The sequence below is a fragment of the Ruminococcus sp. FMBCY1 genome, assembly GCF_023921805.1.
Lineage (GTDB): Bacteria > Bacillota > Clostridia > Oscillospirales > Acutalibacteraceae > Ruminococcoides > Ruminococcoides intestinale_A.
This window is the reverse complement of record NZ_CP074197.1, coordinates 2,016,911-2,042,048: the sequence shown is the minus strand read 5'-3', so window position 1 is coordinate 2,042,048 and position 25,138 is coordinate 2,016,911. Positions and strand designations below refer to the sequence as shown.

The following is a 25,138-nucleotide window of genomic DNA, read 5'->3' as shown; positions in this document are numbered from 1 at the left end:
TTTCCTCCTTATTTCTTGTAAAAATCTTCAACGGCAGACTTTATGTTCGAGCCTGACTTTGCTTTTGCTCCGCCTGTAGGTCCGCCGAGGTCGAGTTTCTTTTTAGGTTCGTCTGCAGCCTTGAAAAGGAAAGGCTTGTTTGTTTTAAGCTCTGCAAGCTGTTCGTCAAGACCTGTGATTTTGCCGTCTTCGCCCTGTGCAATCTTCGACATATCAAGATTAGCCTTGACAGATACCAAATCCGCTGCACCTGCGTTGTTGATTGCAGATTCAACCGACTGCTCAAATTTGTAGTCGTTGAGCTTTTTCTCGCCGTCTGCCTGTGCCTGTGCAAGCTTTGTCTGCCAATCAGGGTCATACCCCTCAAGATTAGCGTTTGCGGTTTCGAGCTGCTTTGACACATCGTCATACTTTTCTTTTTCAATGTACTGACCGCCTGCAAGGTTACCGAGCTTGACATCTGCAGCATTGTTTACCTTTTCGGCAAACTGGTCAAATGTCAGAGCCTCATCACCAAACAAGGCTTTAAGGATTTCCATTAAGTCCATAGTTTTACCTCCGTTTAAATTTTTTACAATATTAAAAGCCCCCGAAAATCGGGAGCTTATAACCTATAAATATAAATTTGTGGCAAAAGTAAAAGGAGTATTTCAAATACCCCTTTAAATACCGTTTAAATTCGTTTAATTTGCATTTTAATTGATTAGTGGTGTAACTTTACATTTTATATAACAAAGCTGATATAAAGCAAATAAAGTAAAGTCAAATGTTATTGTGTTTCTGATAAAGTATTTCATCATAAATTTTGTACATTCGCTTTCCGTTATTATTAACAGTGTCTTCATTATCCATACCACTATCAACAATTTCCATAGTTATTTCATCTTGGAAATCACCAGTTTTTTCTACATCAAAATAAACAAGGTTTCCCTTTTCTTTTATATTCGCAACCATTTTATATGCATATGGAATCTTATCTTTAAGAAAATTAAAATCATTTTTTTGTAATAAGAAAGTCATAATACCACCTATTTCAAATTCACTTGTATTAAATTACCTGTATATGGATTGACCGTTACACCACACTTATCAGTATAATGCAAAATACTATCTCCATTATGCGTGGATTTTGTTTTTCCGTTTATCAAAGCATCTTCAATATCAGATAAAGGTACTCCACTTCTTGGTTTATCGTTATGTGTAGGGTCATTTTTAGTACCAAAAACACGCTCAAGAAAATGCTTACTTTGTGATTTGATTTTTATACCTGATGCAGTAGTTAATCCTATAAGTTCATTTTGTACTTTGTCATAATACTCTTCATATTTATCAAAACCAGTTAATGGTGATAACATACCTTTATCAATAGAACTAACATAATTTTTCAAAAGTGCATATCTTTCAGTATCATTATACTTCACATTGTAATATTCTGCAAGTGTTTTTATGTTATTTATGTTATGCTCTTTACTCCAAGTTTTATAATGCTTGTTAGCTGATGAAACTGCTTTTTGAGCCGTACTCCTGCCAAAACCATACTTTTGTACCCTGTCATTACGCTTGAGCAAACCTGTTTTGTCACAGAAATTGTTAAGCTCAGCTTCACGATTTTTCAGCTTTACGGATTCTTTATTAAAAATATTCTGATAAGCCTTTTTTATTGCTTCGTCATCGGCATTTTTAATGCTTTCATCGTAAGCGGCAAGTATGCGTTTTGACTCCCTGATTTTTCTCTCATAAGCTCGTTGCTTTTGCTCCGCCTCATAAAGCGTGTGCATAGAGCCGTCAGGATACTCAATATTTTTAGCGTCCATCTGCTTTAGCTTTTCTTCGTCATACATTCGTGTACCGCCAAAGTACGGATACCAATCGTGCCTGCAGTTCCACCCCTTAAAGCCGTCGCCTGAGCCGTAGCCGATGTCAGAAAGGGAAAGGTAACCCTTTCTGCCGCTCAAACTTACAACCTGACCTTGCCAATATGAATGACTCGGTCTTGCTCCTGCGTGGGCGGTAATCTCCATAAGGTCACAGCCAAGCTCACGAGCGTTGGCAAGGCATATTTGCCCTGTTGTCTGACCTATACCTGTCATTACATTGCGGCGAACCGCTACATCCATCTTATCCTTGTGACCTGACGGATAAACAACTTCCGCTCCGTTTAATGCTACTTGCTTTATAGCATCAACAATAGCCTGTTGCGGCGAAAATGCACCACTTGTTGCTTTAAGTTCTGCTAAACTGCAAGCATTGATAAAGTTTGTCTGTGATGATACCGCAGTAGTCAAAGTAAGATTGCTTAAATTGCCTTGAGTTTTCTTAAATCCTGCTTCTAATATCTGCAGTTGAGTATCAGACACCTTGATTGACTTAGGGGTAAGACCGTTTTTACGGTAAATCTCATTATCATACTCTGTTGCAGTAATGGCTGCATCTTCAAACAGCTTTTTAAGCTCTGATTCGCATTTACCGCTATACTTTGATATACTGCTTAAAATATCAGCATTGAGAGTGCCAAGCTCATGCATATGCTGTGTTTGCCATATTGCTGTGTCGGTCATTGTTCCGGTTTTAACAATTCTTCGGGCAACATCTCGGACGATAGCCTCTTCAAGCTGACTGTAAAGCTCTACAATATCATCTGCACAATGTGCAAGCTGTTCAGGTGTAAGCATTAAGCACCACCCTCGTTAAAAAAGCTCTGCACACCGCTTTCAGGCAACATTTCTGCCGCCTGTTTGTCGTCTACACCGTAACGCCACTTGAGATAATCGGTCTTTTTGCGGATACTGCTGTTGACTTCGTTAAGCTGTATAGCTTGCTCCTTGTCTTTGTCCTCAAGTACACCGTCACCCCAATTAAAGCTGACTTCGTACTCTCCGCTTGGTGCAAGATTACAAGCATCTGCCATAGCATTGCAAGCATATATGTAGTCTTCAAGCACAGACTCAAGAGAGGACTGCATATCAGACACTGCCGTATAGCTGCGCTGTTTGGATGCTTTTATTTCCTCAGCTGTTTTATCTACATTCTGCGGATTAGAGAGTGTGCCGTAAGCAAGGGAGCAGTTCCATTCAATTCGTCTTAAAATTTCATTAAGACCCCTTGCATAGTTTTCATCACGCAAATTTGGATTAAAAACTTCATAAAACGATTTATCACTGTTTGAGTCAGAGTCAATGTTGATTTTCCTAAAAAGCCTGTCACGAGTAGATGCTGTTTCAAGTGATTTTTCACCCGGTCGCTGTCGCAAAACTTCTTCGCCTGCATCAACAGCAAGCTCACCGCCTTCAAATTCCCACAAATATCTGTCCCATTGCAAGTCAGCTTCGTTAAGCAGCTTAACTGCTCGGCTGTAAACCGACACTCCGAGAGGACTGTCGCTTTCAATGTGGTTTGCAAACGGTACTTTCCAAAACGCAAAAAGAGGACGGTCAACATCATTTATGACAATGTACGGATCAATTCCTGCCCACATTTTGCTGTCAAGATTTTCAGGCTTAATTTCGGATCCGATGTTGTCGGGATTGGAAGAAACAAAAAAGTGACTTTCAATCGTATGCGATTTGTTTTCGTAACTGTAAGTCTGCTTTTCAATTCGAGTGTAGTAATTTTTTCCTTTGACTTCCTGATTAAAAAATGCAGCAGCAGTAATTATACCATTGCTGTAACTAAGAGGGATAAACTTATCCTGTGTGTTGCAATCGGGGAGGATTACACCATTGCGAACATACGGCTTAAGCATTATGCCGCCAACAGTACAGCCTGCCTCCAGTCTTACTCTAAGCTGTTTAGTCAGTTTTTCGTACTGTTCCTGCAAATAGTCTGCTCGCTTTGAACCTGTTATCTTACTTTCAAACTCAATCATAATAAGTCTTGCAAATTCTGATGCTATCGTAGCTCCGAGGTTGAGCGTTTTGCCGTGACAGGCATTGCTCCACCGTGGTTCATCAGCATAAATTTCAAGCCAATCTTCCATGGCGTCTTCCATATCATCATAATGATAACTTACTATATCATCCGGAGATAACTTATTCACGAGTGTCCTTAGCCAACTCAAAAATACATATTTAGCACGCCTTTTCAACTGCTCACCTCCTTGTATTTAAACTCACGCTTTAAGACTGTATAAGCTAAATAGCGTATATCGTCCATTGCGTGGTCATTTTCCTTAACTACTTTGTCAACCTCGGCTTTATCGTCCCAGCGGTACATTCCAAACTCCTCTTGTGATGCCTTGCACTTAACGCCGATTTTAATTCTGCCGTCATTGAGCATTTGGCTCGTGGTTCGGATGCCGTTTATAACATCATTTTTCGCCGACTTAACAAAAAACTTGCCATGCTTTTTGATTGTAGCTTTAAATGATGCGGCGGACGGGTCAATTATCACACGCTCTATATAGCGGTCACCTGCGAGCTTATCAAGCTCTGCATAATGCTCTTCATCGGTGCGTTGATAGCCTTCCTTGCGACTGTTGTAGTAGTATTCATCCACTCTAATAGCCTCGTTGTCAGTTACGCACCACAGTCCCATAGAGCAAGGGTTAATAGTACCGTAGTCCATTGATATGTACCACCGTCCGACAAGCTCATCCGGATTGCCGTCCCACAACTTATCCTTAATATGGTCATTGTAATCCTGATACACAAGACCTTCGGCAATAACCCACTCACCAAGGATAAAGCGGCGGTAAAATGTGCCTTGATAAAGGCTGTAATACCGTTGCTTAACCTTTTCAGAAAGACTAAGGTTATCGTCCATTAAGAATTTAAGCCGCAAAGCGTGCTTTTCAGGAGCCTTTAAAACCCACTCACGATAGAACCAATGGTTGGGGTTATCGGGATTGCAGTTAAACCAAGACCTTGCACCCTCAATAGAGCACCGGGCAAGAGCCTGCTCAACAAATGACCTCGGCATCAGAGCAACCTCATCGAAGAGAACGCCTGCAAGCGTAATGCCCTGAATTAAATCCTGCGAGCTTTCATCTTTACCGCCGAAAATGTAAAATGTGTTTGATTTGCCGTCTTTGCTGATTATCAGCAAGTTTTCCGACCGCTTGTCTTTGATGTCATAACGGTTGTTAAGCATATTAATAAGTGGCTTAATAACATTTCGTCTGCAAGAGCCTACGGTTTTACCGCATATGGCAAAGTTGCAGTCAACAAATGTTGTCATTGCCCAAAAGATAAAAGATATGCTCATACTTACCGTCTTGCCGGAACGGACTGAACCGTCTGCAATTATTGCATCGTATTTATCCTTAATTCCATCAACCTTCCACCAAGAGAGGACTTTTAATTGCTTTTTGGAAAAAGGTTTAAATTTCATCAGCGAAAGCCTCCTTGCCTGCACCTGCAAGTGCCTCAATCAATCCGTCATCAACGGTTGCAACTGTTTCAGGCTTGAAATAGTCTGCATAGAGCCTAATAGCCTGAACATCTCCGCTTTGGCACTTCTTAACGAGTGCCTCACGAATTGCCGTCAGTTCGTCATTTTCGTATTTTTCAATCAGGGCGTTGAGCTTTTTGCGGAAATCCTTTGACTTGACTACTCCATAGGAGAGAGCTAAAGCCTTTAAGTCCTCCACAATATTAAATTCCTGCTTTGTATTTGTATCTTTAAGTAATTGTTCAAGTTTTGACAGCTTATCCATTCGCACTCACCTCCAAAATAAAAACACCCATTAAAGGGTGCTTAAAATAAGTTTAAATACCGTTTTATGCAAGCTTCGCCATCCGCTAACTTTGATGTTATCGGTGCTAAGTGTATAACAACCATTCATCAAGCGAAGACGAATCAATCCGCTGTCTGCTCCGGCATTTGTTCTGTATCTTCTATAAAAGATACTTTTATTTCTTTTTCTTCTCCGGCAACAGTAACCTTGACTGTTGCTTTCTTGTATCTGCGTTCAATTTTTACAATTTTATCTGCATAATCTGTTAAAAATCCGCTGACAACTTTATAACTGTTGTCGTCATTAAATTTTAAAACTGACGGTTCAGAGAGCAAATCCGATAGTCTAAGAACAAACTCTGATTCACTCTCGCTTAACGGAACAGGATTCTGACCGCCGCCAAGAATTTTAATTATTCCGCTGATGTTATTCATAGCGTAGTATTTTGCCCAGTTGTATCGCATAAACACAAAAACATAGCCTGCAAAAACAATGTATGCTTTCTTAATCCATTTTCCGCTCTTGCGAATAATACGATTTTCAACAGGTACAGCCGTTGAAAAGCCTCGCTTTTCTAAAGCATTTGCAACATCAAGCTCACTGTCTGTTCTGACATGAAGTACATACCATTCGTATTTTTCCATACTAAGCCTCCTTTGCCTGCTTTTTGAGCTTATTAATTTCATCCATAAGCTCGTTATACAAGCGTGGGTTACTTTTCTTGATAGTTTCATAAAGCAAGCTCTGATTTTCCTCAAGTGCAATCTGCTTGTCTGACTTGACATCAATGTCTGTTTTGCGTTTGTAAGCAACTGCTCTTGCAAGTGCTGTTGCCTGCCTTAAAAGGTCATCAGCTGACACATCATCAAACTGACCTTCATCAAGTTTTGCAATTGCATCAAACACTTTTTGTGATGCCATTCTTAAAATAGCCTCTGCCGGATCAAGTTCAGGATAACGCTCGGTTTCGGTGAGTATCATTCGGAAATTTTCTTGTGCTATTCTCAACTGCTGTGCGTTTGCTAAAAATCTTGATGCATAACGACTGACTGCCGCCTGCGACAGCTGCTCTCCGTTTTCAGAGAGATATGATACGATTTCTCTGTATGTCTGACCACTAACAAGCATTTGGTCTACTGTGTCCTTGAGATCAGCAGGAAGTTTATCAATCTTTCCGCAAGCCCTGCGGTTGTTTCTGCCCATAGTTACACCTCAACCGAGTTGTCGCTAATTGTGCCGTCAAGCAACTTAATGCCTTTCTGTGATAACTTTGCCTCAAGCTCCTCATATGGTACATCAGCAATATCCGCAAACTCTTTAGTTTTAATCTTACGAAGTAAGATGTACTCTGATAGGAATAAATAATTTACAGAAGAAAGAAAGTCATGCTCAGACACATCACCAAGGGCATATTTAACATCAGATAATTTCTCATAACCTACACGAAGAATGTTAATAGTTCTCAAAACCTGACCGTTGTTTTTAACAAAGTTTCTTGCTTTGATTTTCTGCATATATTCCTGTGCTGCATCAATCATCATTTCTTTTTCCTCCTCTGATAAGCTCCATAATTAGCTTGTTCTGTGTTTTTATTTCTTCTTTAACCTCGTTTATTGAGTTGTAATAATCTTTCTTTGTTAAGCAAGTATCCTTAATTTGTTCTACATCTGTCTGCAGTTTGCCGATAGATTTATTTACATCATTTTTAACATCTTTAAGCTCATCTTTCGTAACATAAGACAGTTGTATCTCTTTAATTTCCTTGTCGTGCCTGTCAGCCTCATTAATAGTACGCTTAAGAAAAAAGCCGATAATTGCTATTGCTCCTGTTACAATAAGACCGAACAACCACCAAGTGTCTGCCGTAAAATTCATATTTTCTTTTCAACTCCATAAAAATAAGGTATTATCAAGTTTCTAACTCAATAATACCTTATAATTCTATATGTCTGTAGAGGACGAATATCCTATATTTTTCTCAAGCCACTAAATATCATCAAAAATACTTAACTGACCATCAAGGCTGTTTTGTGAACATATTGTTCTTACATATCGTTCAGACAGATCATATTCTTTTGCAAGCAAACGACTGTTATAGCCGTTGTATTTAGCTTTGATTTCCGCATTTCTTTCTATTTTCTGCAGTTCACTGTATTTTTGTATATACACTGTATCACCACCGAAAATCTTGCAAAGTTTTACATAACTTTCAATACCTATTACCTCAGCTATATCACGCTGAGTGCCTATGAGATCATCAAGATGTATTTCCACCGTCCTTCCTCCTTTGAGCATTTGCAATGTATTTTTTTAGTATTTCAATCAGTTTAACTCCCTGCTGATATGTAAGCCACGCAAAGGGGTCTTTCGGTAAAGCATCAATATGCAATTCTTTTTTAATTATACCACATAAGCGGTCACCAAGTTTTGCACTTGACGGCTTTTTATCAAGTTTTTCAAGGCTATACATAAGCTGCCATACCTTGCGTGTCTGACCGTCTGACATCTTACCAATACCTTTATCTTCACGCTTTTTTGCTTTGAAAGGATGTACCGTTTTAGGTTCTGTAAGATTAGCGATTCTAAGCTTGTTCACAAGTTCTGCAACAACTTTTTTATATTCCTGTTCGTCGAGCTCTCGGACGCTGCTTTTTTGTGCTATGCTATACACAAGTTCGTGCAGTAAGTCATTTTTATTACCGCTTTCAACAAGTCCAAGCCTTGCACCGATAGCGTATATTCGTTGTGTTTGCTGTGGTTTTAACAAGTCAATCACCTCAGCTTAATGAAATTTTTGTGCTTTCCTCAACCACAAATGCACTCTGAATTTTAAGAAGAATATCGTTAATCTGCTCTTCATCATCAATGCCGTTAATAGTGAGAAGATTTTTAAAATCCTGCCAGACGGCAGCATCAGAAATGAGATAAGCATATTCCTTTGCATCTTCCTCTGACAAGGAAGTAAACTTTAAGATATTGCTGACATCCTTGTCATAGTTAATGCCTTTACACTTCTTAATGAGCTGCTTGCGCTCTTCATCAGTAACGCCGTTCATTTGCTCAATGACTTCTTTTACAGTGCATTTTACATAATTTCCTGTCCAAAGACCTATCAGCATTCGCTTTGCCGGAGATGATATAGAATAGTCCGTTTTTTCGGTAACTGCATCCTCGTATGCTTTACCGAAAATTATTGGTAAGAAGGAATCGTATGTAACCTTAAGACTTTCAGCTGTAACGGCTGTCAGGTCAAACACATCACCCTCATATCGAATACTCTTATACTTCGTATTCTCAAGGTCAGATGTGCACTGCTTTATAATTTCAGCCTCAAGCTTATCCTTACGCTCCTTGAGCTTTCCCATATCAACCTTAATTGCCGCAAGCTCATCAATCTGTTTTCTTAAATCAGTCATTTGTTACATCCACCTTTGCAAGTAATTTTTCAGCACATTTGCGGCAAATAACAACATTGTCAGCAACGATTACATTTTCAACTGTTCCACAAAAGCGACAACAGGGAGCTGACGGCTTAATTGTTACCGTTCCGTCAGCCGAGGTGCTAATATTAACAGCGTTGCCGGGGAACATGCCTGCTTCGGCTCTTATCTGCTTTGGCAAAGTAATTGAGCCGTTTTTGCAAATCTTTTTTGATGTTTCCATATGTGTTTACCTCCTTAATTATTTTTGAATTGTGTGTTCCTCACTCTGCATTTTACGGGCTTGTGACCGTTCCTAAAGGAGCTGCATTAAGGAACAGGGAAATTATCCCTGATTCCAATACTGATCAATACTTTTCAACAAAGCATTTAAGTACATATTTGCTATTGCTTTTCCTTTTTGATTTTTTATTTTTTCAAGATAAATCACAATTAAGGATGCAAGTTCTACTGTTACATCCAAAGGATTTCCGGCAATAGTGGCCTCTCTTTGCTCATCATCTCCGATTACTGAGATAATAACGGTTTTCTCTGCAATAATAGCTTTCTTGGCTTTCTCCATCAAATCGTTTATGTATGCACAGCCTGCCTTTTTAGCTATCTTTTCATCAAAAGTAATATCCATTATAAAACCTCCAAAATTTCAATGCTTTTATTGTTGTCGATAAAGTGCTTTTTCATCTTGTTGAAATTAGTCCAATATGAGAACCACTCCTCGTAGGCATATCTGTCTGCTAATTCTTTTTTAGCTTTCTTACTGCGTATGCCATAAGCCTTATAATCTGCTTCTTTAACAAGTGTTCTCTTCTTACAGCAGAGGAAACGCCTGCGTTCCTCACAATCTTCTGCAAGCCATTTGCCTTTAAAACTTCCGTTAATCCATATTGCAATAGCGTTTTTAAACTGTGATTTTTGGCATAATGTAAGTGTTACTTCGTATCCGTCAATAAGCAGCTTAACTCCCGGTAATAAAACGGATTTTAAGGCTTTATCGACCGTTTTCCAATCTTCTGCGGTCACTGTTATCCCTCTTTTCTTTCAAATAAACTGCAAAAATCAGTTGCTGGATTCATACCACCACGATTTATAATCAGGCAAAAACAATTGTTTTTAGTTATAATGCCATTTTTACAATTTTTGCACAAAACACCAAGTTTCTGTGCTTCTTTTAACAGTTGGTTTGATTGATTATTTTTTGTTAGCATTCATTTTAACCTCCTTGAATAAACTGCAATAATCGCACCTTTCAACAGCAGAGTTTGAAGATATGCAATAACCTTTTTGACTGTTAAGGATACTTTTGCTGTAATTCAGACAGTTACCGCAAATACTGCCCTTACAAATATGTATTGCGGTAACTTCCTTTTGCTTTTCATTTTCTGCGTGAATTAACATTCTTATTCCTCCTAAATAGTCTTAATACATCTGTTTTTAACGCCCAGCCAAAGCAGATGCAAAGCACTACACAAGGGATAAACAGCATTTCAACGCCATATGAGGCTATGCGAAATCCCATCTTTTCGAGCATTGCAAGGGTAATTGCTCCCATACAAAATCCTGTTAAAACATACAACATAATTCTCTTTAAGCTCATTTTAAATTCCTCCGTAAACATTAATTTTCATGGCTTTAGCCATTGCAAGTAAACCGTCATATGTAATATTGCCGTTGTCAACTGCATTTGAAAATACATTACTTGCTCCTCGAATACCCTGCTCTGAGCGAGATATTCCGAGCAGTAAACCTTTTGCTTTTTCGTCATCTGCAACAGGTGGGAAAAGCAACGCTATATCATTTGCAGTAATTGATGTTGTGTGTCTGATTTCAGTAAGTTTTGTTCTGTTTCTTATCTGAGCGAAAGCCTCCTTACTTCTGCCTGTATTGGTTACAGTTTCAATGTTGCCGACAAGGCAAATACCGAGTGTGGGGTTGCTATCGAAGAAAGCTCTGATTGCCTCAATAGTCTTTATAGGAAGGTGCTGAGCTTCATCAATGATAATCACCTTGCGTTCTCCTGCAAAGCTGTCTGACAGCCTCATCCACATTTCATCCTTGCGACCACTTGCCGTAATCTTCTGAGTACGGCACATCAGCTTTAAAAATGCGTTAAGAGTAACCAGACAAGGATTAACGGTAACATATATCGCCGAAGTAGGAAAATCCTCTGCATACTTCTTACAAGCCATAGTCTTTCCGATTCCTGCATCTCCGCACTCAATAGCCAGACCGCCCTTGAGGTGACACAAGCGGATTGTTTCATATACTCCCTCACTTATGCCTGTAGGCTTGTATGTACCGCTTACAACTGCACTCCTGAGGTTTTCCGCTGCGTTCTTGTTTGCAAAAGCCTCGGTCAATGAAGCTTCAAACTTAGCTATATCACCCTTGAATTCACCTTTAAGGTAAGTTGAAATATACGCAGGTGACCAACCAAGTGCTTTAGCCGCTTGATTTTGCGAGCCTTTGCAAGCGTTTTTAATATAATCTCTTAGCTTTTGCTGTAATTCAGGATTGATTGACATATTTATTCCTCCCTCTGTCTTTCTTCAAGATTCCTGATCATTTTTGCTTTATCAATTTTTACTATATTATTCTGACCGACTGCCTGTTTGATTTCGGCAGGCTCTTCATCGGCACGGTGTACGGAAATAATCTTAGGACTAAGCTCATCAGACTTGAGTTTATTCTCCTCTGCTGTGGCAAGAACAAGCTCAAGTGCTGTCTTCTTGCCGAGAGCCGTAATCTGAGTTGCTTTCAGCTCTTGCTTGGTAAGCTTTTCAAAGCTCTTTACTTTGCGGAGAGCCTTAGCAACAGCGTCCTTTGATGAGCCGTAAGCAAGTACCGCATCATTATCTACATGCACTGTCATAATGTAGTTATCCTGTAAATCGTACACTCTCACGGTTGAAATGTCCTCCGGATCGTATCGGCAATACATATCTTTACCAAAGTAATTGAGGATCAGCTCATCATTGTAGTAATCAATCTTTTCTCCTGCAATAGTAAGATGGACACCTCTTCTACCGACCTTCTGACTTCTTGTAGAACGCATAAGCATAAGGTTGAGATCAAGCTCTGATGCAATACGCTTTTCCTTGAGCTGTTCTCTATACACCTGCATACGAGTTTTGCCACTGTCAGAATTAACAGCACCGCTATATTGCTTTTCATTCATATAGTAAGTGAGTATATCCTCAACTGCGTTTGTAAATTCTTCATCAGTAGGGATTTTATCATCATCTTTAAGAACAAACTTAAGCCTTTCAGGGCGTTCTACAACATTTCCGCCTGTATAAGTCGGGAATAATCTCGATAGCCTGTCCTTGACATCTCTGAATCTGCGTTCAATGATTTTAGCCTTTGCGTTTCGTACAAGAGCATTTGTCATTTTTATTCCAAGACGCTCAAATATAGGTGGCGGTGTAAATTTGCCCTTTTGGCTTTTCTTAGTTCTGTGTCCAAGTCCGCCGACATCAAAGGTTAAAAATTCTCTACCGTTATCTACATATATATTTTCTGGTATTCCGTATTTCATAATACCTTTTCGCAGAGCAATGAGCGTAGCCTGTGAGGACGGAGCAGATGTTACATAACAGCCTGTAAAAATACCCGAACGAGCATCAAAAAACGCTGTAAGGTAAAGTCTGTGAACACTTCCGTCCGCTCCTTTTGTCTGAACATCGAAGGTGTGGTTATCTGCAATCCACCATTCATTCGATGCCATACCCTCATATGTTCTGCGTATGTACGGAGCACATCTATCTCTAAATGCTTTCATTCCCTCACGCCCCATAATCTCAAGTGGCTTTGGAATATCATTCTGTACTTTACGATAAAATGCCGAATAAGCCGGCAGTGGTAAGAGCTGAGGAGCAGCTTGTTTAATCCACATATTAGTGTACTCATAACAAGCCTTAATCGGGTGCTGAGCCTCATCAAGATAAAAGCTCATAAAGCAGTCCCACGCTACATCGGGTATAGTTGATGTACCCTTTTTCCAACTTCCTCGGTTGTCAATCAACCCTGCAAGGTCATCTTCTTTTAAAGCCTTTTTCTTTCTATATAAAATGCTTTTTGAAATGTTGATTTCAGGGTTTGCAACCTGTTGCAGCTGGACAAATTTTTCGGTAGCATTCACTTTGCTCAACTTTGATGTTGCACAATATTCATCCCACGACTTGATAATTCGTATCCAGCTTGCAATTTCTTCTCGCTGTTCAGCCGAAAATTCATCAAATTCCTTGTGAGGTCGTTCTGTCTTGCGTTCAGGTAACAAATCCTCAGGGATAGGTATTGCGTGAGATTTATAATATTTAAGTTGTTCTGAATGAGAAAGCTCCGATAAAGGTATTAAATACTTTTTTCGATTGTTGTTGTTCACTGTTTCGTTACTGCAGATATTGCCACCCGAAATAAGCATTTTTATATATCTTTCAGAACATCCTCGTATTTCAGCAACTTCTTTAACTGTAAGATAAGTCAAAAAATCACATCCTTTTGACCTGCCATCATCAGAGCAGGGAGGTCATTTCCTGCTGACCGCCTTGCGGCGGTTTCGGCTTTAGCTGAGTTGAGCGGACGGATTGTTAATACCATTTCTCACTAAAATAGTATTAAGTTCTGAAAACTCATCCCAAGTAATTGCTTTCAGCTTATAAGCCATTTCGGCTTTTCCATATGTTTGGTATGTTAAGTTAAGAGAATGACTGTTCAAAGCGTATCTCGCTTCTCTGTGTAGTTTTTCTAAAATGTCACTCATAATTATTCTCCTTGATTTTTTTAGTTCTAAGATTTCATCAGGTAATAATCCGGTTTCCTCGTATTCGCAAAGTCTTTGCAGCACTTCTCGTGTCTGACCTACCGACAACTCCGCAGGAGCAAGTGTTTTATTGCTCGCTTTGTATCCAACAATGCAGCTTCCTAATTTTATTGTTAATCTTTCCATATATCCTCCTTGATTTTTCTTGTGTCCCCGGCATAGTCGATATGCCGTTTGATATGTTCGTTATATCTGCCGCTTTTCTTAGCTTCATATACTATGTCTGAAATCTGATTAGGATTTCTGTCAAGGTCATTGCCTATTTGCTCTGTACTGTCACCTCGCCAATAATACACGCAAACAAGAAATTCAGTATCTTCTGTAAGTTCTCTGTACGGCTTTTCAACTTTCTTCTTAGGTTTGCGAAGAGGGTGTCCGCACCTGTAGCAAAGCTTTTGGAATGGATAAACAGTTTCAAATCTTACTTCGCATTTTGCACACTTCTTACTGATAAGCTCGCCCATAATGAGCCTCCTATTTAAAATTTAAAAAGACCTTGCAATAAATTCCTTGACCGCTGCTGCACGATCGGAGAAGTAACTTCCACTGTACGGATCACCGTCACTGTCAAGCCACCATACAACCCAAGGCTCAACCGCTTTTGGATTGTGAGCAATAATTACACGATTATTTACATTTCCTAAAACTGTGTATCTGTTAAATACTTTTCCAATCATTTTTATGCCCCCTTGCAAAGCTCATCAACAGTTGTGTTGAGTGCGGCTGCTAATTCAAGACTAACCGCAAGCGAGGGGATTTTTACACCGTTTTCTATATGAGCAATCATTGTTTGATTAACGCCTACAACCTGAGCAAGCTCTTTTTGTGACAAGCCTTGTTGTTTTCTGAATTTTTTTAGATTTTCAGCTATTTTCATTGCAATACCTCCTTGTTTTTAAAATATGACTATGGTATTATTAAGTAAATAAATTACTATGGTATTATTATACTACGCATTTGCTAAGTATTCAAGATAAAATACTTCGCTTTTGCAAAGTTTGGAGATGTGCATAAATGTTTAGTGATATTTTTAAGCAATTACTACAAAATTGCAATGTTACAGCTTATCAGATGTCAAAAGATACTGGTATTTCTGAATCTTTAATAAGTAATTGGAAAAGCGGAAGACAACTTCCAAAGTATGATAGCTTAAATATCCTTGCTGATTATTTCAATGTTTCAGGAGATTTTCTGCTTGGCAGAACTGATGAAATGCCCAAACAGGTTGAAAAGCAGGAATCACAAGTTGTAAAAGAACCAACAAAAAGCAGAATTATTCCTTTATATATTACCGGAGCTTCTGCCGGCACCGGTAATTGGTTGTCTGATGATATTCCTGTTGAATGGATGACTATTCCCAAAACTTCTCTAACAGAACAGGCTGATTTTATGCTTAAAGTTAGGGGAGATAGTATGCAGCCTAAATTCTTCGATAACGATGTTCTATTAATAAAAAAATCTCCTTCAATTTTAGAAGGAGAAATCGGAATTTTCATTTTGAACGGTGATTCATATGTTAAGCAAATGGGAAAAGGAGAGCTTATTTCCCTCAATCCTGCATACAAACCAATCAAATTAGCCGAGTATGATGACATTCGCTGTGCAGGCAAAGTTATAGGCACAGTGGATTTTGAATAAATATACACATTTTATAAATAATTATGTAAAGCTGTTAAATAAACCGATTATTAACAAACAAACTATTAAAATGTTAAAAACATAGTGTTTATCGTAATAGGAAGTGAGTTCCTATTAAATTGTATTTTTCTTCCCTTTGATTTGCTTTAAGTAATTCATTAGTTTTATTGAATAATTCCAATAAAAAGCCGATTTAAAGCCGTTTTAAACGCTTTTAAACACCCGATATTTAAAATATTACGGAGTAATCATTCTGCCACAAAGCAGTCTAATTACTCCGTTTTTCGTTTTCGCACTAAATAGAAAAAACAAGCCGTTTTTCAAAGTGTAATCTTTTTTTACACCTAAAAAACGGCTTGTTTACTATATTTTTATACTTTTAACTTTTTTTAACGGCTTTTTACGCTTTTTCCTATTCTATGTGAAAACTTACAATAAACATCATCATTGCATCACCAAATATTTTATTCGATTTACCTTAATTCAGGCACTACGGCAAAAAAGACTAAGTCCTCATCACCGTCATTAATCAAACTGTGGCTGTGTCCCTTTGGGCAATAATGGCAAGAGCCTGCGGAAAGTTTTTCTTCCGTATCATCATACTTTACCTTGCCGTTGCCGCTAAGAATATAAATAATCTCGCAGTTACCCTCATGAGTATGAAGTCCGATTGACGCACCGCTTTCAAGTCTGCCACGCATAATTTTGGTATCGCCGTCATCAAACATATCGGCTCTGAAAGTTTTTTCTCCTCCCTTAAAATTAGGAAGTTCCTTTGTTTGCATACCGTCAAAATCTATATACATTACATATCACCTTTCTTTATTATACGGAACAATCACAAATATGGTTTCGCCTTGATTCAGTCCGAGAATTTTTCTCTCTATTTTCGGATTTTTATATCTGCGCACCATATCTCGCAGTGCAGTTCCGCCGTGAAATCCGTGCAAAACGGTAACTTCACGCACATCATTCGGCAATTGCTTTAATCTTTGCGTTAAAACTTTTCCCGCACTTTCCACGGTGTGACCGTGCAAATCTATCTCTACAGAATACGGCATCACTACACCTCTTTTCTAAAATTTTACCTCCGCACAAATGTACGGAGGATTTTTTATAAATTATTCGGTAACTTCCGGTTCTGTCGGAGTAGGTTCCGGATCGGGTTCCGGTTCTGTCGGAGCAGGAGTCGGTTCCGGATCGGGTTCGGGAGTTACAGTAGGTTCCGGATCAGGCTGCGGAGCAGGCTCCGGAGCCGGGGTAGGTACATCAGGTGTAACCTGTGATGACGAGTTATTGTTTGAAGATGAGTTATTGTCAGAAGAGTTCGAGTTATTATTGCTCGGTCTTGAAACTACACCGTCGTCGCCGTCGGCAGAGCCGCCGCCAATACCGCCGCTGCTCTCATAAGTTGATGACGGGAGTTCCTCACGGTCAACTTCTTTGCCGTCCTTATAATATACTCTCCACGCTCTTGCAGAAAATTCTTTTCCGCTTGTAGAGCCGATTTCATTTTCTGTTCTTATTTCATCATAATCAGGACTTTGCCATCCCCAAAATGTAGCAGAAAGCGTTGTACCGTCCATTCTACATTCTATAAACATCTGGTAATCTGTCTGATTAGAGAACTTAAGGTCAAGGTTAGGATAATCAATTGTTGCGTCAAGACCTGTAGGAACATAATCGGATGCCCAAAGGTGGCAGTATCTTTCCTCAATCTCAACATTTGCTCTTATTGCGGCATTATAAATAGTTGAACTTGCCTGACAAATTCCGCCGCCGTTGCCCTGCACAAGTTTACCGTCTGCAATCACACCTGCAGGCTTGTAACCGTTTTCAGAAAGGTTTGAATCGCCTGTGCATTCGTTAAACGACCATACTTCCCCCGGTTCAAGTACAGAACCGTTGCAAGCCTCAAGCGCAGTTTTCATATTTGAATTACCGTTTGCGCTGTTGTAAGAAACGGTTTCGTATGTAGAAAGCTTCACAATATTTTTCTTAACCATATCAAGAGAAATATCTGCGTCAACATCTTTAACTACAGCATTGAGTGCCATTGTGCCCGTACCGCTTTTTATAGCTGACGAAAGCTGTGTAACAAGGTCTTTTTCGTCAAGCTCCGCACCTTTTTCGGCATCGGCATATTTAAATCTGTTGTCACCGTCATACGGATTAAATTCAGAAACACGGGCATTTGTCGCCTTTACATCAACTTCTTTTTTAATCTTTTCGGCATTGCTCTTGATAGAATCATCTGTGCAAGTGGCAACGACAGTATATGTCTTTGCGGTTTTGCCCGAACTTTCTTTGTTAAGTTCGTCATTCTTAAGCTGTGTAAGAACACTCTCTGTATTGTATGTATATTTTAAGTCTTTCTGTGTAATTGTGTATGTCTTTTCTTTCGCCTTTACAGAAATTGAAACAGGAGTTATAAACGACTCCTGCTTTGAAGTCAAAAGTTTGAGCGCCTCATCATAAGTTTTGCCCGCAAGTGAAATTCCCGACACCTGTGCATCATCGGAAAAATGGAATCCCAAGCCAAGATTATCGACAGTAGTCTGTCCGTTTTTGCTTGGCATAAGCATAACCACACCCGCAACGGCAATACCGATAACTACCGCACCGGCTGCGCAGCTTGCAATAATAATTTTTTTCTTATTACTTTTTTTGCCGTCTTTTTTATTGTCTTTATTATCGTTTTTTTCCTTTGGTTCAGACTTTTTATTTTCTTTTTTCTTTTTGCGTTTGTTTTCATCTTCGTAAGAAAACACACCTGCATAATGGTGAGCGCCCGAAGGTGAATGTTTTGCGCCTTTTTTAGAATTTGCAGATTCTTCGGCAGTCTTAATACCGTTTGAAACATCTACAAGTTCATCGTCCGAATCATTGTAAAAAATAAAATCCTTGTCATAATCGACCATTAAAAAATTCCTCCGTTTGGGAAATGAACATTTACAATTTCTTTATTATGTATGTTACCAATATAATTTTACTACACTTTTTGGTAAAAATAAAGACATAATTTCAAAAATCATCCTAAAATAATTCCCAAATTTTAATTATACTTTCAGCCTTAATTTTTATGCAATGCTACATTTTTGTGACAAATATTTATTGCAAAAAATTATTTATTAATCTTTTTTTACTTTTCGGTTGAAAATTGTTTATATTAACGATATAATATAGTTTACAGACATTAATATTTAATGGAGCTTTTTATTATGAAAATATTGATTTTTACCGCCTCAACAGGCGGCGGGCACAAAAGAGCCGCTGCCGCACTTGACGCCAAAATAAAAGCGCTCGATGCAAACAATGAGGTAAAGGTCGTTGACGCATTAAAAGCAATCGGCAAAGTTTATGACAAAACAGTCTGCGGCGGTTATCACTTTATGGCTACAAAAATTCCGAAGGTTTACGGTGTGTGCTACAAAGTAACAGACCGCAAAACCATAGTCTATGACGCAGTTATGAAATCAAATACCGCAATGTCAAACAAGCTTTTGAGCATTATAGATGAGTTTAATCCCGATGTTATCATTATGTGCCACCCGTTTATTACAACGATGGTATCAAGATTGAGAAGAAAGGGCAAAATCAGTGCAAAAGCAATCAGCCTTATAACAGACTATGATGCACACCGCACATATTTTGTACCGAACATTGACGCTTATGTACTTGCCGAACCTCAAATGGCGGAAAAATTAGTCAACGAATATGATGTAGATAAAAATATAATTTATCCGCTCGGCATCCCGATTTTTGACAGATTTTCCGAGCCGTTTGATAAAGCTGAAATCTGTAAAAGAGAGGGACTTGACCCCAACATTCCGACTGTTTTGCTTATGGCAGGCTCTTTCGGCGTTACAAGCGTATTAAAATTTTATAAAAGCCTTGTTTTGCAGAAAAAGCAAATTCAATTTATCGTAATTACAGGAAGAAACAAGCACCTTTATACACATCTTAAAGAAGTAATGGAAGAACTTAATGCCCAGGACTGCACAAAACTTCTGTACTTTGTTGACAATGTTGAGGATTATATGCATATATCCGACCTCATCGTAACAAAACCCGGCGGACTTACAGTTACCGAAAGTCTTGCTTGCCGACTTCCACTTGCAATTTACAATGCTTTTCCCGGACAAGAGCGTGATAATGCAGAATTTCTTGTAAAAACGGGTGCCGCAATTATGCTTGATAAATTAAACGGTGCCGAACAGGTTTGCAGACTTCTCGGCAATCCGGACAAACTTGCCGAAATGAAAAGGTTTTGCGGCAATCTTGCACAAGAAAATTCGGCAGAAAAAATTTATGACCTCGCTAAAAAGCTCGTCAATGAAGATTAACGAAAGGACCGTTCAAATAAATGAAAAGAACTATATCAGCCCTGCTTTGCGCAGGCTTAATCGCAGTAACATTTACAGCCTGCTCAAGTGCAGACAGTTTTTCAGACAAGGAAAATCTTTCAAAAAATGTTGAAAGAAACAGCGATACTGAAACCACATTTAATTATTCCGATGGAGCAGTTAGCGCTCCTACGGAATATAATTCTTACTCAAGCGAAGTAAGTGATTTTGAATTAAAACTTTTCCGTAACTATTACAAAAACAATTCCGATAAAAAGAGTTTTGTGTTTGCGCCTGCCAATACTGCTCTCACACTCGGATTACTTGCAAACGGTGCCGCAAAACAAAGCCAGACAAATATTGTCAATGCGCTGAGTGATGAGCTTGTACTTGATTCCGAAAATCAATGTTCGTCATATTTTCAGAGCAGACTTAAAGCCTTTTCTTCTGACGGCACAAATACAGATGAAAACGATAAAAATTCAGAAAAAGCTTATGTAAAACTTAATCAATCAATGTTTTTTAACGACACGGTTGATATAAGAAAGAATTTTCTGAAGGCAAACGCTGACTTTTACGGATCAAATATTTTCAGATTTGTATTTTCAGATGAAAACGCAGTTAAAAAGGTTAATTCCGTACTCGGCGGAAATGCCGTGACTTCTCTTGACAACTCAAATAACCTTTTCTGTACAAGCACATCGGATATATATGACGAATGGCTTAACGCTTACGAAAAAGACGCTGTTGCGGACGGTACTTTTTACTCCGAAAGCGGCGAAAAAACAGTAAAATATATGACCTCTGCAGAAAATTATATTCATACAGACAAAGCGCAGGGCATTATAAAATATATGCGCAACACACCTGTAAAATTTGTTGCAATTATGCCAAATGAGGATACTTCGCTTGAAAGCTACATATCCTCAATGACATATCTTGAGTATTCCGATATGCTCGACAGCTTTAAAATAACATCTCTTACAAATGCCTCTGTTCCCGAATTCAGTATAAAGTCAGACGGCAAACCTACAAGCCTTAAATCCGAACTTGAGGATTGCGGCCTTGCGGATATATTTACCGACAGCATTAACCTTTCAAATATCACTCTTTCAGATGACCTTTTCGTAAATGATATTTCCGAAATTCAGCCGTCTGTTACCGTAAATTCAGCAGGTATCGGCGGCAGTGAAAGCGTTAAAGCAACAGTTACCGCAAACACACTTAAATCCGACTCCAAAACAGCCGACAGCACTCTAAAGTTTGACCGTCCGTTCATATTTATGCTTATAGATAACGAAAGCAACATTCCGCTTTACATCGGAACAGTTGATTTCTGATTATTCGTTATCAGTCAATTTTACAGCAAGCACCGTAATGTCGTCATCGTGACCGTCATTGCGGTGCTTTATTGCTTCCGCAACAACCGCCTGCGCAAGTTCCTGTGTGCTGCCCTTGTTCCATGTTCTTATAAGATTTTCAAGCCATTTTTCGTTACCTGATAATACACCGTCAGACACCATAACCACCACATCTCCTGTTGTCAAGTTGACCGTATCGGTCGAAAATTTAATATTGTTGAGTATTCCGGCAGGAAGTGACGGCATTTCTTTTGCAATCACTCTGCCGTTTTTCTTTATATAGGTAAGCGGTGCACCTGCTTTGTTAAGAGTTACTCTTCCGCTGTACAAATCTATTTTTGCCACATCTACGGTTGAAAGCGATTCGTCCTCGCTCTTTACCATAAGTGCGGAATTTACAATCTGCAGTGAGCTTTCCGGGGTAAGTCCGGACTTTAGAAGTCTTGTCATAATAGAAGTTGCCATATTGCCGTCAACCGCCGCTCTGCCGCCTGTGCCCATACCGTCACACACAATGGCATAAGTATTGCCTGTGCCGTCGTTAAAATAATTAAGGCAGTCGCCGCAAAGTTTGCCACGATTTGCAATATGCTGTTCCGTACCTATTTCCACATCGTAAACAGGCATTTCGCAGAATTTTGCCATTATACTGCCGCCCTCTTTGGTAATAAGAGGCAAATCAAATCTTCTGCCGCAGCATTTTGAAATTTCACGCATTAACTGTCCTTTTGAAAAGCGCTTTGATTTGGGAGAAATTGAAAGTTCAACATTCATTCTTCCGCCCGAAGTTATAAGGCAAATACATTCCATGGGAATAATTCCGACAGCCGACAAAGCGGAAATTACCCTTTCTGCCGCCTCGGTGTCACATTTCATTGCGCTTTTAAATTCATCAGATAAATCGGATAAAATATCCCCGATTCCCGAGAATTGTCCCGCAACGACACTGCGTACATCATCTACCCTGCGTTGAGCCTCCAGACAAGAAATATATTCCCTGTAATTGCTGTTCATACTGTCGGCTATCTCACGCTTTTTGCAGCACTTTTTGACAAAGACCTCCTCAATATCGTTTTCACTCACTCTTCCCTGTTGTTCAAGCCTTTCCTCAAGGCGGCGAAAATCATCATAGGTCACTCCCTCCTGTTTATCGTGACAGTAAACTTTTAATCCACAGCCTGAACAGACATTTTTTCTGACATTGTCGCATACCATATCAAGTGTGGGCGAATACAGCCTTTTAAGTCTGTCGGATACTCCGTTGACATCGTTTTTAACATTATTAATGGCTTTTGAGGCAAAATCAAGCCTCATAACCACATTTTTCCTCAAAGTTTCACCGAGAGAAGCATTTTTTTCATGAGAAAAAACAGGTGCAATAAAATTACCTACTTCTTTGGGCAAAATCATAAAAATGACAGACGCCGTAAAACTTTCTATAAGTACCTCGGCAAGAGCCACCCTGTCGCTGAAAGCAAGGCACATAACCGCATCGGAAATCATAAACGCTATTACGCAGGCAAATTTGCCGACAGTCGAAAACAATCCTGCCATAAGTCCGCCAAATGCGTATCCTCCGCAGATAAAACCTTGATTTCTGCTTGCAATACTGAATATTGCTCCCGTTGCAATTCCGCAGACCGAACCGCCTGCAACACCCCCGTATCTTGCACAAAGCAAGGTAACAAGAACGGCAAGTATTCTGCCGACAGAAATGCCCTCAATGGCAACACTGCCGAACGATAGCATTAAAACACAGCCTGTAAGCACAAGACTTGCGGTTTCCTGTTGGGAAAATGCGGCAATACTGCGTCTTTCGGTTGAAAGCCTTACCGTACTGCTGAAAAAATAAGCCGCCGTACCTGCAAGCACCGCCTCGATAATGCAGTCGGTAAGCGAGGAAAGCGTGCTTGTGCTGACAAATGTGAGTACAACACCCGTTGCAAGAATAGGCAAAAATGCAACAAGCGGAGCAAAAAGTGCGCTGTTCTTCACCCTTTTTATATCGCTTGTAAGCCACCTTATACCTCCTATCGCAACCACAACAGCTATGTACCTGAAACTGTCCGAGGGCGTAAGCAAAATATAGCCAAGCCCTGTGCCTGCAAGTGCCGACAGCAAATATTTTTTTGGTACAGCCGCCGCAAAAGACGCTCCGAAAGGAGATAGATTTCCAAGCATTGCCCCCTTTGACACAAGAACACCGCTGACAAAATATACTATGTTTGTAATCACCGTTCTTGCAAATTCAGCCGAGCCATCAAAATTTTTGCGAACCAGAGCTTTTTTTGCCTCCATTTTTAACATCCTTTTCTTTTTTATATTTAGATAGCATTGTCTGCAACCTTTACCTATATTATAAAATTTTGCACTCAATCGTTTTGTCAGTATGTGGAAGGCAGTTTATATATTCTTTTGTAGAAATAATATTGCTTGCTAAATTAATTAATTTATATTCGGTAAATATAACTCTTATGCTTATTTTTATCAGTATTTAAGCCGTTATTAAGTAATTTTTAAACATTAACGCAATCAAAGAGTTAAATAATTTTATCTTACTGCATTATGTCACAATAAATACAGAAAGCGCAAAAAAGCACAACTGTCATAATGACAGCCGTGCTTTTTGATATTATATGTTAAATTTTTTGCAAAAAATCAGAATAAAAATTTTAAAATCTGACACCAAGCCGACAATTTGCCAAATAATTTATATTCCCTTAACATATTGTCTTAATGTCGGTAAAAAGCCGATTTTATCGGGTGCTTGCAACGGCATTTGCGGTAAAGCGTCGTGTCCGGGCATATTATTTGCCTCAATAAACAACGGTCCGTTCTCTGTAATTGCAACATCCCAACCGATATATCCGAGTTGCGGGAGTTTTTCCGCCGCCTCACAACACATAGCCATTGATTCCTCCCAGAACGGAATTTGATAACCTTTAAGTTCACATCCCGAGCGTGGGTGTTTTTCGTAAACTTTTCTCTGTTTATCACAAGCAGGAAATGCAATTTTGCCCGTTTTCATATCAATAGGCGAATACATACCGCCTGCGTTAATATTATCTACAGGGCGATCGCTGTTGCCCATACGGATACACGCATATATAGCATTAGCCTTGCCATCTGTCAAAACAGTATAAACACGGATTGTGTTTACGGAATCGGGGTTGATTCTGCTCATATTGTGATGCTGTTTTACCACTTCTTCAACAATACTGATATGCCGTCTTTTCAGTTCGTCATACATATCGTCAAGACTGCCAAAATCCGCTTTTTTCAGCTTGTCTACACCTTTGCCGCAGCACAAATCATCAGGCTTACATATAATTTCGTCAAATTTCTGCATAAATTCAACAAATTCACTTTTACTGCATTTTGCAAAATTAAGCCACTTGCGGTGAAGATAATCGTTAAACATAGTGTAAAATTCAGTTTTATTATCAAGAATATGATAGTAATCAGGGTCATTCAAGAGCTTTACAACGGTATTGTTTATACCTCTTGTCACAAATGTTGCCCTCTGTTCGCTGTTGAGATTATAAAATTCACAAAGCAAATAATCCTTATATCCTGCGCCGTACTTAAATCCGCAGGAAACTATATCGGCGAGTATAACCGCTCTCGGTTTGCCTGAAAGTTTATGCACCTGCTTTACAGTATCAAAAAGTGCGCTGTAATCCATATGTGCAATACATCTTACAATATAGCCAAGCTTTCCCATTAAGAAAACTCCTTTATCACTTCAAAAATGTTAAAAAATTGTATCTAAATTATTACCGATTAGTAACTATTTTAAAGCCTGTATTACAAAATGTCAATAGAGATTTTGTGTTTTATATATGAAAGTTTTGAAAAGA

33 protein-coding genes and 1 other RNA gene are annotated in these 25,138 nt (G+C 39.1%); 3 read left to right on the top strand and 31 right to left on the bottom strand.

What is annotated here, in order from left to right:
- Positions 1-8: 8 nt before the first annotated feature.
- The 26 genes from KGF34_RS10045 to KGF34_RS09920 all read right to left on the bottom strand — a co-directional run bounded on the left by KGF34_RS10045 (position 9) and on the right by KGF34_RS09920 (position 14,810).
- The gene (locus KGF34_RS10045; protein WP_252558907.1) at positions 9-548 is read right to left on the bottom strand and encodes a phage scaffolding protein; all 540 of its coding nucleotides are present in this window, start codon (positions 546-548) and stop codon (positions 9-11) included.
- 214 nt (positions 549-762) lie between these two features.
- Positions 763-1,020: a hypothetical protein gene (locus tag KGF34_RS10040; protein WP_252558906.1), complete on the bottom strand. Its 258-nt coding sequence runs from the start codon at positions 1,018-1,020 to the stop codon at positions 763-765.
- A gap of 8 nt (positions 1,021-1,028) precedes the next feature.
- Positions 1,029-2,672 (bottom strand): phage minor capsid protein, encoded by a 1,644-nt coding sequence (locus KGF34_RS10035; RefSeq protein WP_252558905.1) that lies wholly within the window; start codon positions 2,670-2,672, stop codon positions 1,029-1,031.
- Positions 2,672-4,084 (bottom strand): phage portal protein, encoded by a 1,413-nt coding sequence (locus tag KGF34_RS10030; RefSeq protein WP_252558904.1) that lies wholly within the window; start codon positions 4,082-4,084, stop codon positions 2,672-2,674. Before KGF34_RS10030 ends, KGF34_RS10035 begins: the two co-directional genes overlap by 1 nt.
- Positions 4,081-5,328 carry a PBSX family phage terminase large subunit gene (locus KGF34_RS10025; protein ID WP_252558903.1) on the bottom strand — a complete coding sequence of 416 codons (1,248 nt, stop codon included), beginning with the start codon at positions 5,326-5,328 and terminating at the stop codon, positions 4,081-4,083. The genes KGF34_RS10030 and KGF34_RS10025 overlap by 4 nt, the downstream gene beginning before the upstream one ends.
- Positions 5,318-5,653, bottom strand: a complete 336-nt coding sequence (locus tag KGF34_RS10020) for a hypothetical protein (RefSeq protein WP_252558902.1) — start codon at positions 5,651-5,653, stop codon at positions 5,318-5,320. Before KGF34_RS10020 ends, KGF34_RS10025 begins: the two co-directional genes overlap by 11 nt.
- Before the next feature lie 143 nt (positions 5,654-5,796).
- Entirely contained in the window at positions 5,797-6,318 is a 522-nt protein-coding gene (locus tag KGF34_RS10015) for a transcription termination/antitermination NusG family protein (protein WP_252558901.1), read from the bottom strand.
- 1 nt (position 6,319) lies between these two features.
- The gene (locus tag KGF34_RS10010) at positions 6,320-6,877 is read right to left on the bottom strand and encodes a phage protein Gp27 family protein (RefSeq protein ID WP_252558900.1); all 558 of its coding nucleotides are present in this window, start codon (positions 6,875-6,877) and stop codon (positions 6,320-6,322) included.
- Between the two features lie 2 nt (positions 6,878-6,879).
- Entirely contained in the window at positions 6,880-7,215 is a 336-nt protein-coding gene (locus tag KGF34_RS10005) for a type VI secretion protein (protein WP_252558899.1), read from the bottom strand.
- Entirely contained in the window at positions 7,205-7,549 is a 345-nt protein-coding gene (locus KGF34_RS10000) for a DUF948 domain-containing protein (RefSeq protein ID WP_252558898.1), read from the bottom strand. Before KGF34_RS10000 ends, KGF34_RS10005 begins: the two co-directional genes overlap by 11 nt.
- A 111-nt stretch (positions 7,550-7,660) precedes the next feature.
- Positions 7,661-7,948, bottom strand: coding sequence for a Mor transcription activator family protein (locus KGF34_RS09995; RefSeq protein ID WP_252558897.1), 288 nt, complete (start codon positions 7,946-7,948; stop codon positions 7,661-7,663).
- A complete protein-coding gene (locus KGF34_RS09990; protein ID WP_333780942.1) occupies positions 7,932-8,441 on the bottom strand; it encodes a phage protein GemA/Gp16 family protein in 510 nt (169 codons plus the stop codon). The genes KGF34_RS09995 and KGF34_RS09990 overlap by 17 nt, the downstream gene beginning before the upstream one ends.
- A 10-nt stretch (positions 8,442-8,451) precedes the next feature.
- Positions 8,452-9,090, bottom strand: a complete 639-nt coding sequence (locus KGF34_RS09985; protein WP_252558895.1) for a hypothetical protein — start codon at positions 9,088-9,090, stop codon at positions 8,452-8,454.
- On the bottom strand, positions 9,083-9,337 hold the full coding sequence (locus tag KGF34_RS09980; RefSeq protein ID WP_252558894.1) for an AbrB/MazE/SpoVT family DNA-binding domain-containing protein: 255 nt from the start codon (positions 9,335-9,337) through the stop codon (positions 9,083-9,085). The genes KGF34_RS09985 and KGF34_RS09980 overlap by 8 nt, the downstream gene beginning before the upstream one ends.
- Before the next feature lie 102 nt (positions 9,338-9,439).
- Positions 9,440-9,739 carry a hypothetical protein gene (locus tag KGF34_RS09975; protein ID WP_252558893.1) on the bottom strand — a complete coding sequence of 100 codons (300 nt, stop codon included), beginning with the start codon at positions 9,737-9,739 and terminating at the stop codon, positions 9,440-9,442.
- On the bottom strand, positions 9,739-10,134 hold the full coding sequence (locus KGF34_RS09970) for a hypothetical protein (RefSeq protein WP_252558892.1): 396 nt from the start codon (positions 10,132-10,134) through the stop codon (positions 9,739-9,741). The genes KGF34_RS09975 and KGF34_RS09970 overlap by 1 nt, the downstream gene beginning before the upstream one ends.
- Before the next feature lie 2 nt (positions 10,135-10,136).
- Positions 10,137-10,319, bottom strand: a complete 183-nt coding sequence (locus KGF34_RS09965; protein ID WP_252558891.1) for a hypothetical protein — start codon at positions 10,317-10,319, stop codon at positions 10,137-10,139.
- On the bottom strand, positions 10,303-10,509 hold the full coding sequence (locus KGF34_RS09960) for a hypothetical protein (protein ID WP_252558890.1): 207 nt from the start codon (positions 10,507-10,509) through the stop codon (positions 10,303-10,305). Before KGF34_RS09960 ends, KGF34_RS09965 begins: the two co-directional genes overlap by 17 nt.
- Positions 10,487-10,708, bottom strand: a complete 222-nt coding sequence (locus KGF34_RS09955) for a hypothetical protein (protein ID WP_252558889.1) — start codon at positions 10,706-10,708, stop codon at positions 10,487-10,489. Before KGF34_RS09955 ends, KGF34_RS09960 begins: the two co-directional genes overlap by 23 nt.
- A gap of 1 nt (position 10,709) precedes the next feature.
- Positions 10,710-11,636: an AAA family ATPase gene (locus KGF34_RS09950; RefSeq protein WP_252558888.1), complete on the bottom strand. Its 927-nt coding sequence runs from the start codon at positions 11,634-11,636 to the stop codon at positions 10,710-10,712.
- Positions 11,637-11,638: 2 nt separating this feature from the next.
- Positions 11,639-13,597 (bottom strand): Mu transposase C-terminal domain-containing protein, encoded by a 1,959-nt coding sequence (locus KGF34_RS09945; protein ID WP_252558887.1) that lies wholly within the window; start codon positions 13,595-13,597, stop codon positions 11,639-11,641.
- 13 nt (positions 13,598-13,610) lie between these two features.
- Positions 13,611-13,675, bottom strand: an RNA gene (locus tag KGF34_RS09940) — hammerhead ribozyme type II.
- On the bottom strand, positions 13,676-14,059 hold the full coding sequence (locus KGF34_RS09935) for a hypothetical protein (RefSeq protein ID WP_252558886.1): 384 nt from the start codon (positions 14,057-14,059) through the stop codon (positions 13,676-13,678).
- A complete protein-coding gene (locus tag KGF34_RS09930) occupies positions 14,047-14,397 on the bottom strand; it encodes a hypothetical protein (protein WP_252558885.1) in 351 nt (116 codons plus the stop codon). The genes KGF34_RS09935 and KGF34_RS09930 overlap by 13 nt, the downstream gene beginning before the upstream one ends.
- A gap of 21 nt (positions 14,398-14,418) precedes the next feature.
- On the bottom strand, positions 14,419-14,610 hold the full coding sequence (locus KGF34_RS09925) for a hypothetical protein (RefSeq protein WP_252558884.1): 192 nt from the start codon (positions 14,608-14,610) through the stop codon (positions 14,419-14,421).
- A 2-nt stretch (positions 14,611-14,612) separates the two neighbouring features.
- Positions 14,613-14,810: a helix-turn-helix transcriptional regulator gene (locus KGF34_RS09920; protein ID WP_176790846.1), complete on the bottom strand. Its 198-nt coding sequence runs from the start codon at positions 14,808-14,810 to the stop codon at positions 14,613-14,615.
- 137 nt (positions 14,811-14,947) lie between these two features.
- Here KGF34_RS09920 and KGF34_RS09915 point away from each other — a divergent pair, with 137 nt between their 5' ends.
- Positions 14,948-15,571, top strand: a complete 624-nt coding sequence (locus KGF34_RS09915; RefSeq protein WP_252558883.1) for an XRE family transcriptional regulator — start codon at positions 14,948-14,950, stop codon at positions 15,569-15,571.
- Positions 15,572-16,044: 473 nt separating this feature from the next.
- Here KGF34_RS09915 and KGF34_RS09910 read toward each other — a convergent pair whose 3' ends face one another.
- From KGF34_RS09910 to KGF34_RS09900, 3 genes are read right to left on the bottom strand one after another with little or no spacing between them, the layout of a single operon-like run.
- Positions 16,045-16,377, bottom strand: coding sequence for a cupin domain-containing protein (locus tag KGF34_RS09910; protein ID WP_022234999.1), 333 nt, complete (start codon positions 16,375-16,377; stop codon positions 16,045-16,047).
- A 6-nt stretch (positions 16,378-16,383) separates the two neighbouring features.
- Complete coding sequence (locus KGF34_RS09905; RefSeq protein ID WP_252558882.1) at positions 16,384-16,632, bottom strand: Smr/MutS family protein; 249 nt, start codon at positions 16,630-16,632, stop codon at positions 16,384-16,386.
- A gap of 60 nt (positions 16,633-16,692) precedes the next feature.
- On the bottom strand, positions 16,693-18,492 hold the full coding sequence (locus KGF34_RS09900) for a VanW family protein (protein ID WP_252558881.1): 1,800 nt from the start codon (positions 18,490-18,492) through the stop codon (positions 16,693-16,695).
- Positions 18,493-18,792: 300 nt separating this feature from the next.
- On the opposite strand from KGF34_RS09900, the gene KGF34_RS09895 reads away from it, so the two are divergent.
- Positions 18,793-19,917 (top strand): glycosyltransferase, encoded by a 1,125-nt coding sequence (locus KGF34_RS09895; RefSeq protein ID WP_195411101.1) that lies wholly within the window; start codon positions 18,793-18,795, stop codon positions 19,915-19,917.
- A 20-nt stretch (positions 19,918-19,937) separates the two neighbouring features.
- Entirely contained in the window at positions 19,938-21,257 is a 1,320-nt protein-coding gene (locus KGF34_RS09890) for a serpin family protein (protein ID WP_252558880.1), read from the top strand.
- Here the strand turns inward: KGF34_RS09890 and KGF34_RS09885 are convergent, their stop codons facing one another.
- Both KGF34_RS09885 and KGF34_RS09880 read right to left on the bottom strand, forming a co-directional pair.
- The gene (locus KGF34_RS09885; protein WP_252558879.1) at positions 21,258-23,576 is read right to left on the bottom strand and encodes a serine/threonine-protein phosphatase; all 2,319 of its coding nucleotides are present in this window, start codon (positions 23,574-23,576) and stop codon (positions 21,258-21,260) included.
- Between the two features lie 412 nt (positions 23,577-23,988).
- Positions 23,989-25,002, bottom strand: a complete 1,014-nt coding sequence (locus tag KGF34_RS09880; protein WP_252558878.1) for a sugar-transfer associated ATP-grasp domain-containing protein — start codon at positions 25,000-25,002, stop codon at positions 23,989-23,991.
- Positions 25,003-25,138: the final 136 nt, after the last annotated feature.

What these genes read in the sequence shown, in the direction of transcription:
- KGF34_RS10045 (WP_252558907.1), bottom strand. Translation starts at nt 548, where the DNA reads ATGGACTTAATGGAAATCCTTAAAGCCTTGTTTGGTGATGAGGCTCTG.
- KGF34_RS10040 (WP_252558906.1), bottom strand. Translation starts at nt 1,020, where the DNA reads ATGACTTTCTTATTACAAAAAAATGATTTTAATTTTCTTAAAGATAAG.
- KGF34_RS10035 (WP_252558905.1), bottom strand. Translation starts at nt 2,672, where the DNA reads ATGCTTACACCTGAACAGCTTGCACATTGTGCAGATGATATTGTAGAG.
- KGF34_RS10025 (WP_252558903.1), bottom strand. Translation starts at nt 5,328, where the DNA reads ATGAAATTTAAACCTTTTTCCAAAAAGCAATTAAAAGTCCTCTCTTGG.
- KGF34_RS10020 (WP_252558902.1), bottom strand. Translation starts at nt 5,653, where the DNA reads ATGGATAAGCTGTCAAAACTTGAACAATTACTTAAAGATACAAATACA.
- KGF34_RS10015 (WP_252558901.1), bottom strand. Translation starts at nt 6,318, where the DNA reads ATGGAAAAATACGAATGGTATGTACTTCATGTCAGAACAGACAGTGAG.
- KGF34_RS10010 (WP_252558900.1), bottom strand. Translation starts at nt 6,877, where the DNA reads ATGGGCAGAAACAACCGCAGGGCTTGCGGAAAGATTGATAAACTTCCT.
- KGF34_RS10005 (WP_252558899.1), bottom strand. Translation starts at nt 7,215, where the DNA reads ATGATGATTGATGCAGCACAGGAATATATGCAGAAAATCAAAGCAAGA.
- KGF34_RS10000 (WP_252558898.1), bottom strand. Translation starts at nt 7,549, where the DNA reads ATGAATTTTACGGCAGACACTTGGTGGTTGTTCGGTCTTATTGTAACA.
- KGF34_RS09985 (WP_252558895.1), bottom strand. Translation starts at nt 9,090, where the DNA reads ATGACTGATTTAAGAAAACAGATTGATGAGCTTGCGGCAATTAAGGTT.
- KGF34_RS09980 (WP_252558894.1), bottom strand. Translation starts at nt 9,337, where the DNA reads ATGGAAACATCAAAAAAGATTTGCAAAAACGGCTCAATTACTTTGCCA.
- KGF34_RS09975 (WP_252558893.1), bottom strand. Translation starts at nt 9,739, where the DNA reads ATGGATATTACTTTTGATGAAAAGATAGCTAAAAAGGCAGGCTGTGCA.
- KGF34_RS09965 (WP_252558891.1), bottom strand. Translation starts at nt 10,319, where the DNA reads ATGCTAACAAAAAATAATCAATCAAACCAACTGTTAAAAGAAGCACAG.
- KGF34_RS09960 (WP_252558890.1), bottom strand. Translation starts at nt 10,509, where the DNA reads ATGTTAATTCACGCAGAAAATGAAAAGCAAAAGGAAGTTACCGCAATA.
- KGF34_RS09955 (WP_252558889.1), bottom strand. Translation starts at nt 10,708, where the DNA reads ATGAGCTTAAAGAGAATTATGTTGTATGTTTTAACAGGATTTTGTATG.
- KGF34_RS09950 (WP_252558888.1), bottom strand. Translation starts at nt 11,636, where the DNA reads ATGTCAATCAATCCTGAATTACAGCAAAAGCTAAGAGATTATATTAAA.
- KGF34_RS09935 (WP_252558886.1), bottom strand. Translation starts at nt 14,059, where the DNA reads ATGGAAAGATTAACAATAAAATTAGGAAGCTGCATTGTTGGATACAAA.
- KGF34_RS09930 (WP_252558885.1), bottom strand. Translation starts at nt 14,397, where the DNA reads ATGGGCGAGCTTATCAGTAAGAAGTGTGCAAAATGCGAAGTAAGATTT.
- KGF34_RS09925 (WP_252558884.1), bottom strand. Translation starts at nt 14,610, where the DNA reads ATGATTGGAAAAGTATTTAACAGATACACAGTTTTAGGAAATGTAAAT.
- KGF34_RS09920 (WP_176790846.1), bottom strand. Translation starts at nt 14,810, where the DNA reads ATGAAAATAGCTGAAAATCTAAAAAAATTCAGAAAACAACAAGGCTTG.
- KGF34_RS09915 (WP_252558883.1), top strand. Translation starts at nt 14,948, where the DNA reads ATGTTTAGTGATATTTTTAAGCAATTACTACAAAATTGCAATGTTACA.
- KGF34_RS09910 (WP_022234999.1), bottom strand. Translation starts at nt 16,377, where the DNA reads ATGTATATAGATTTTGACGGTATGCAAACAAAGGAACTTCCTAATTTT.
- KGF34_RS09905 (WP_252558882.1), bottom strand. Translation starts at nt 16,632, where the DNA reads ATGCCGTATTCTGTAGAGATAGATTTGCACGGTCACACCGTGGAAAGT.
- KGF34_RS09900 (WP_252558881.1), bottom strand. Translation starts at nt 18,492, where the DNA reads ATGGTCGATTATGACAAGGATTTTATTTTTTACAATGATTCGGACGAT.
- KGF34_RS09895 (WP_195411101.1), top strand. Translation starts at nt 18,793, where the DNA reads ATGAAAATATTGATTTTTACCGCCTCAACAGGCGGCGGGCACAAAAGA.
- KGF34_RS09890 (WP_252558880.1), top strand. Translation starts at nt 19,938, where the DNA reads ATGAAAAGAACTATATCAGCCCTGCTTTGCGCAGGCTTAATCGCAGTA.
- KGF34_RS09885 (WP_252558879.1), bottom strand. Translation starts at nt 23,576, where the DNA reads ATGGAGGCAAAAAAAGCTCTGGTTCGCAAAAATTTTGATGGCTCGGCT.
- KGF34_RS09880 (WP_252558878.1), bottom strand. Translation starts at nt 25,002, where the DNA reads ATGGGAAAGCTTGGCTATATTGTAAGATGTATTGCACATATGGATTAC.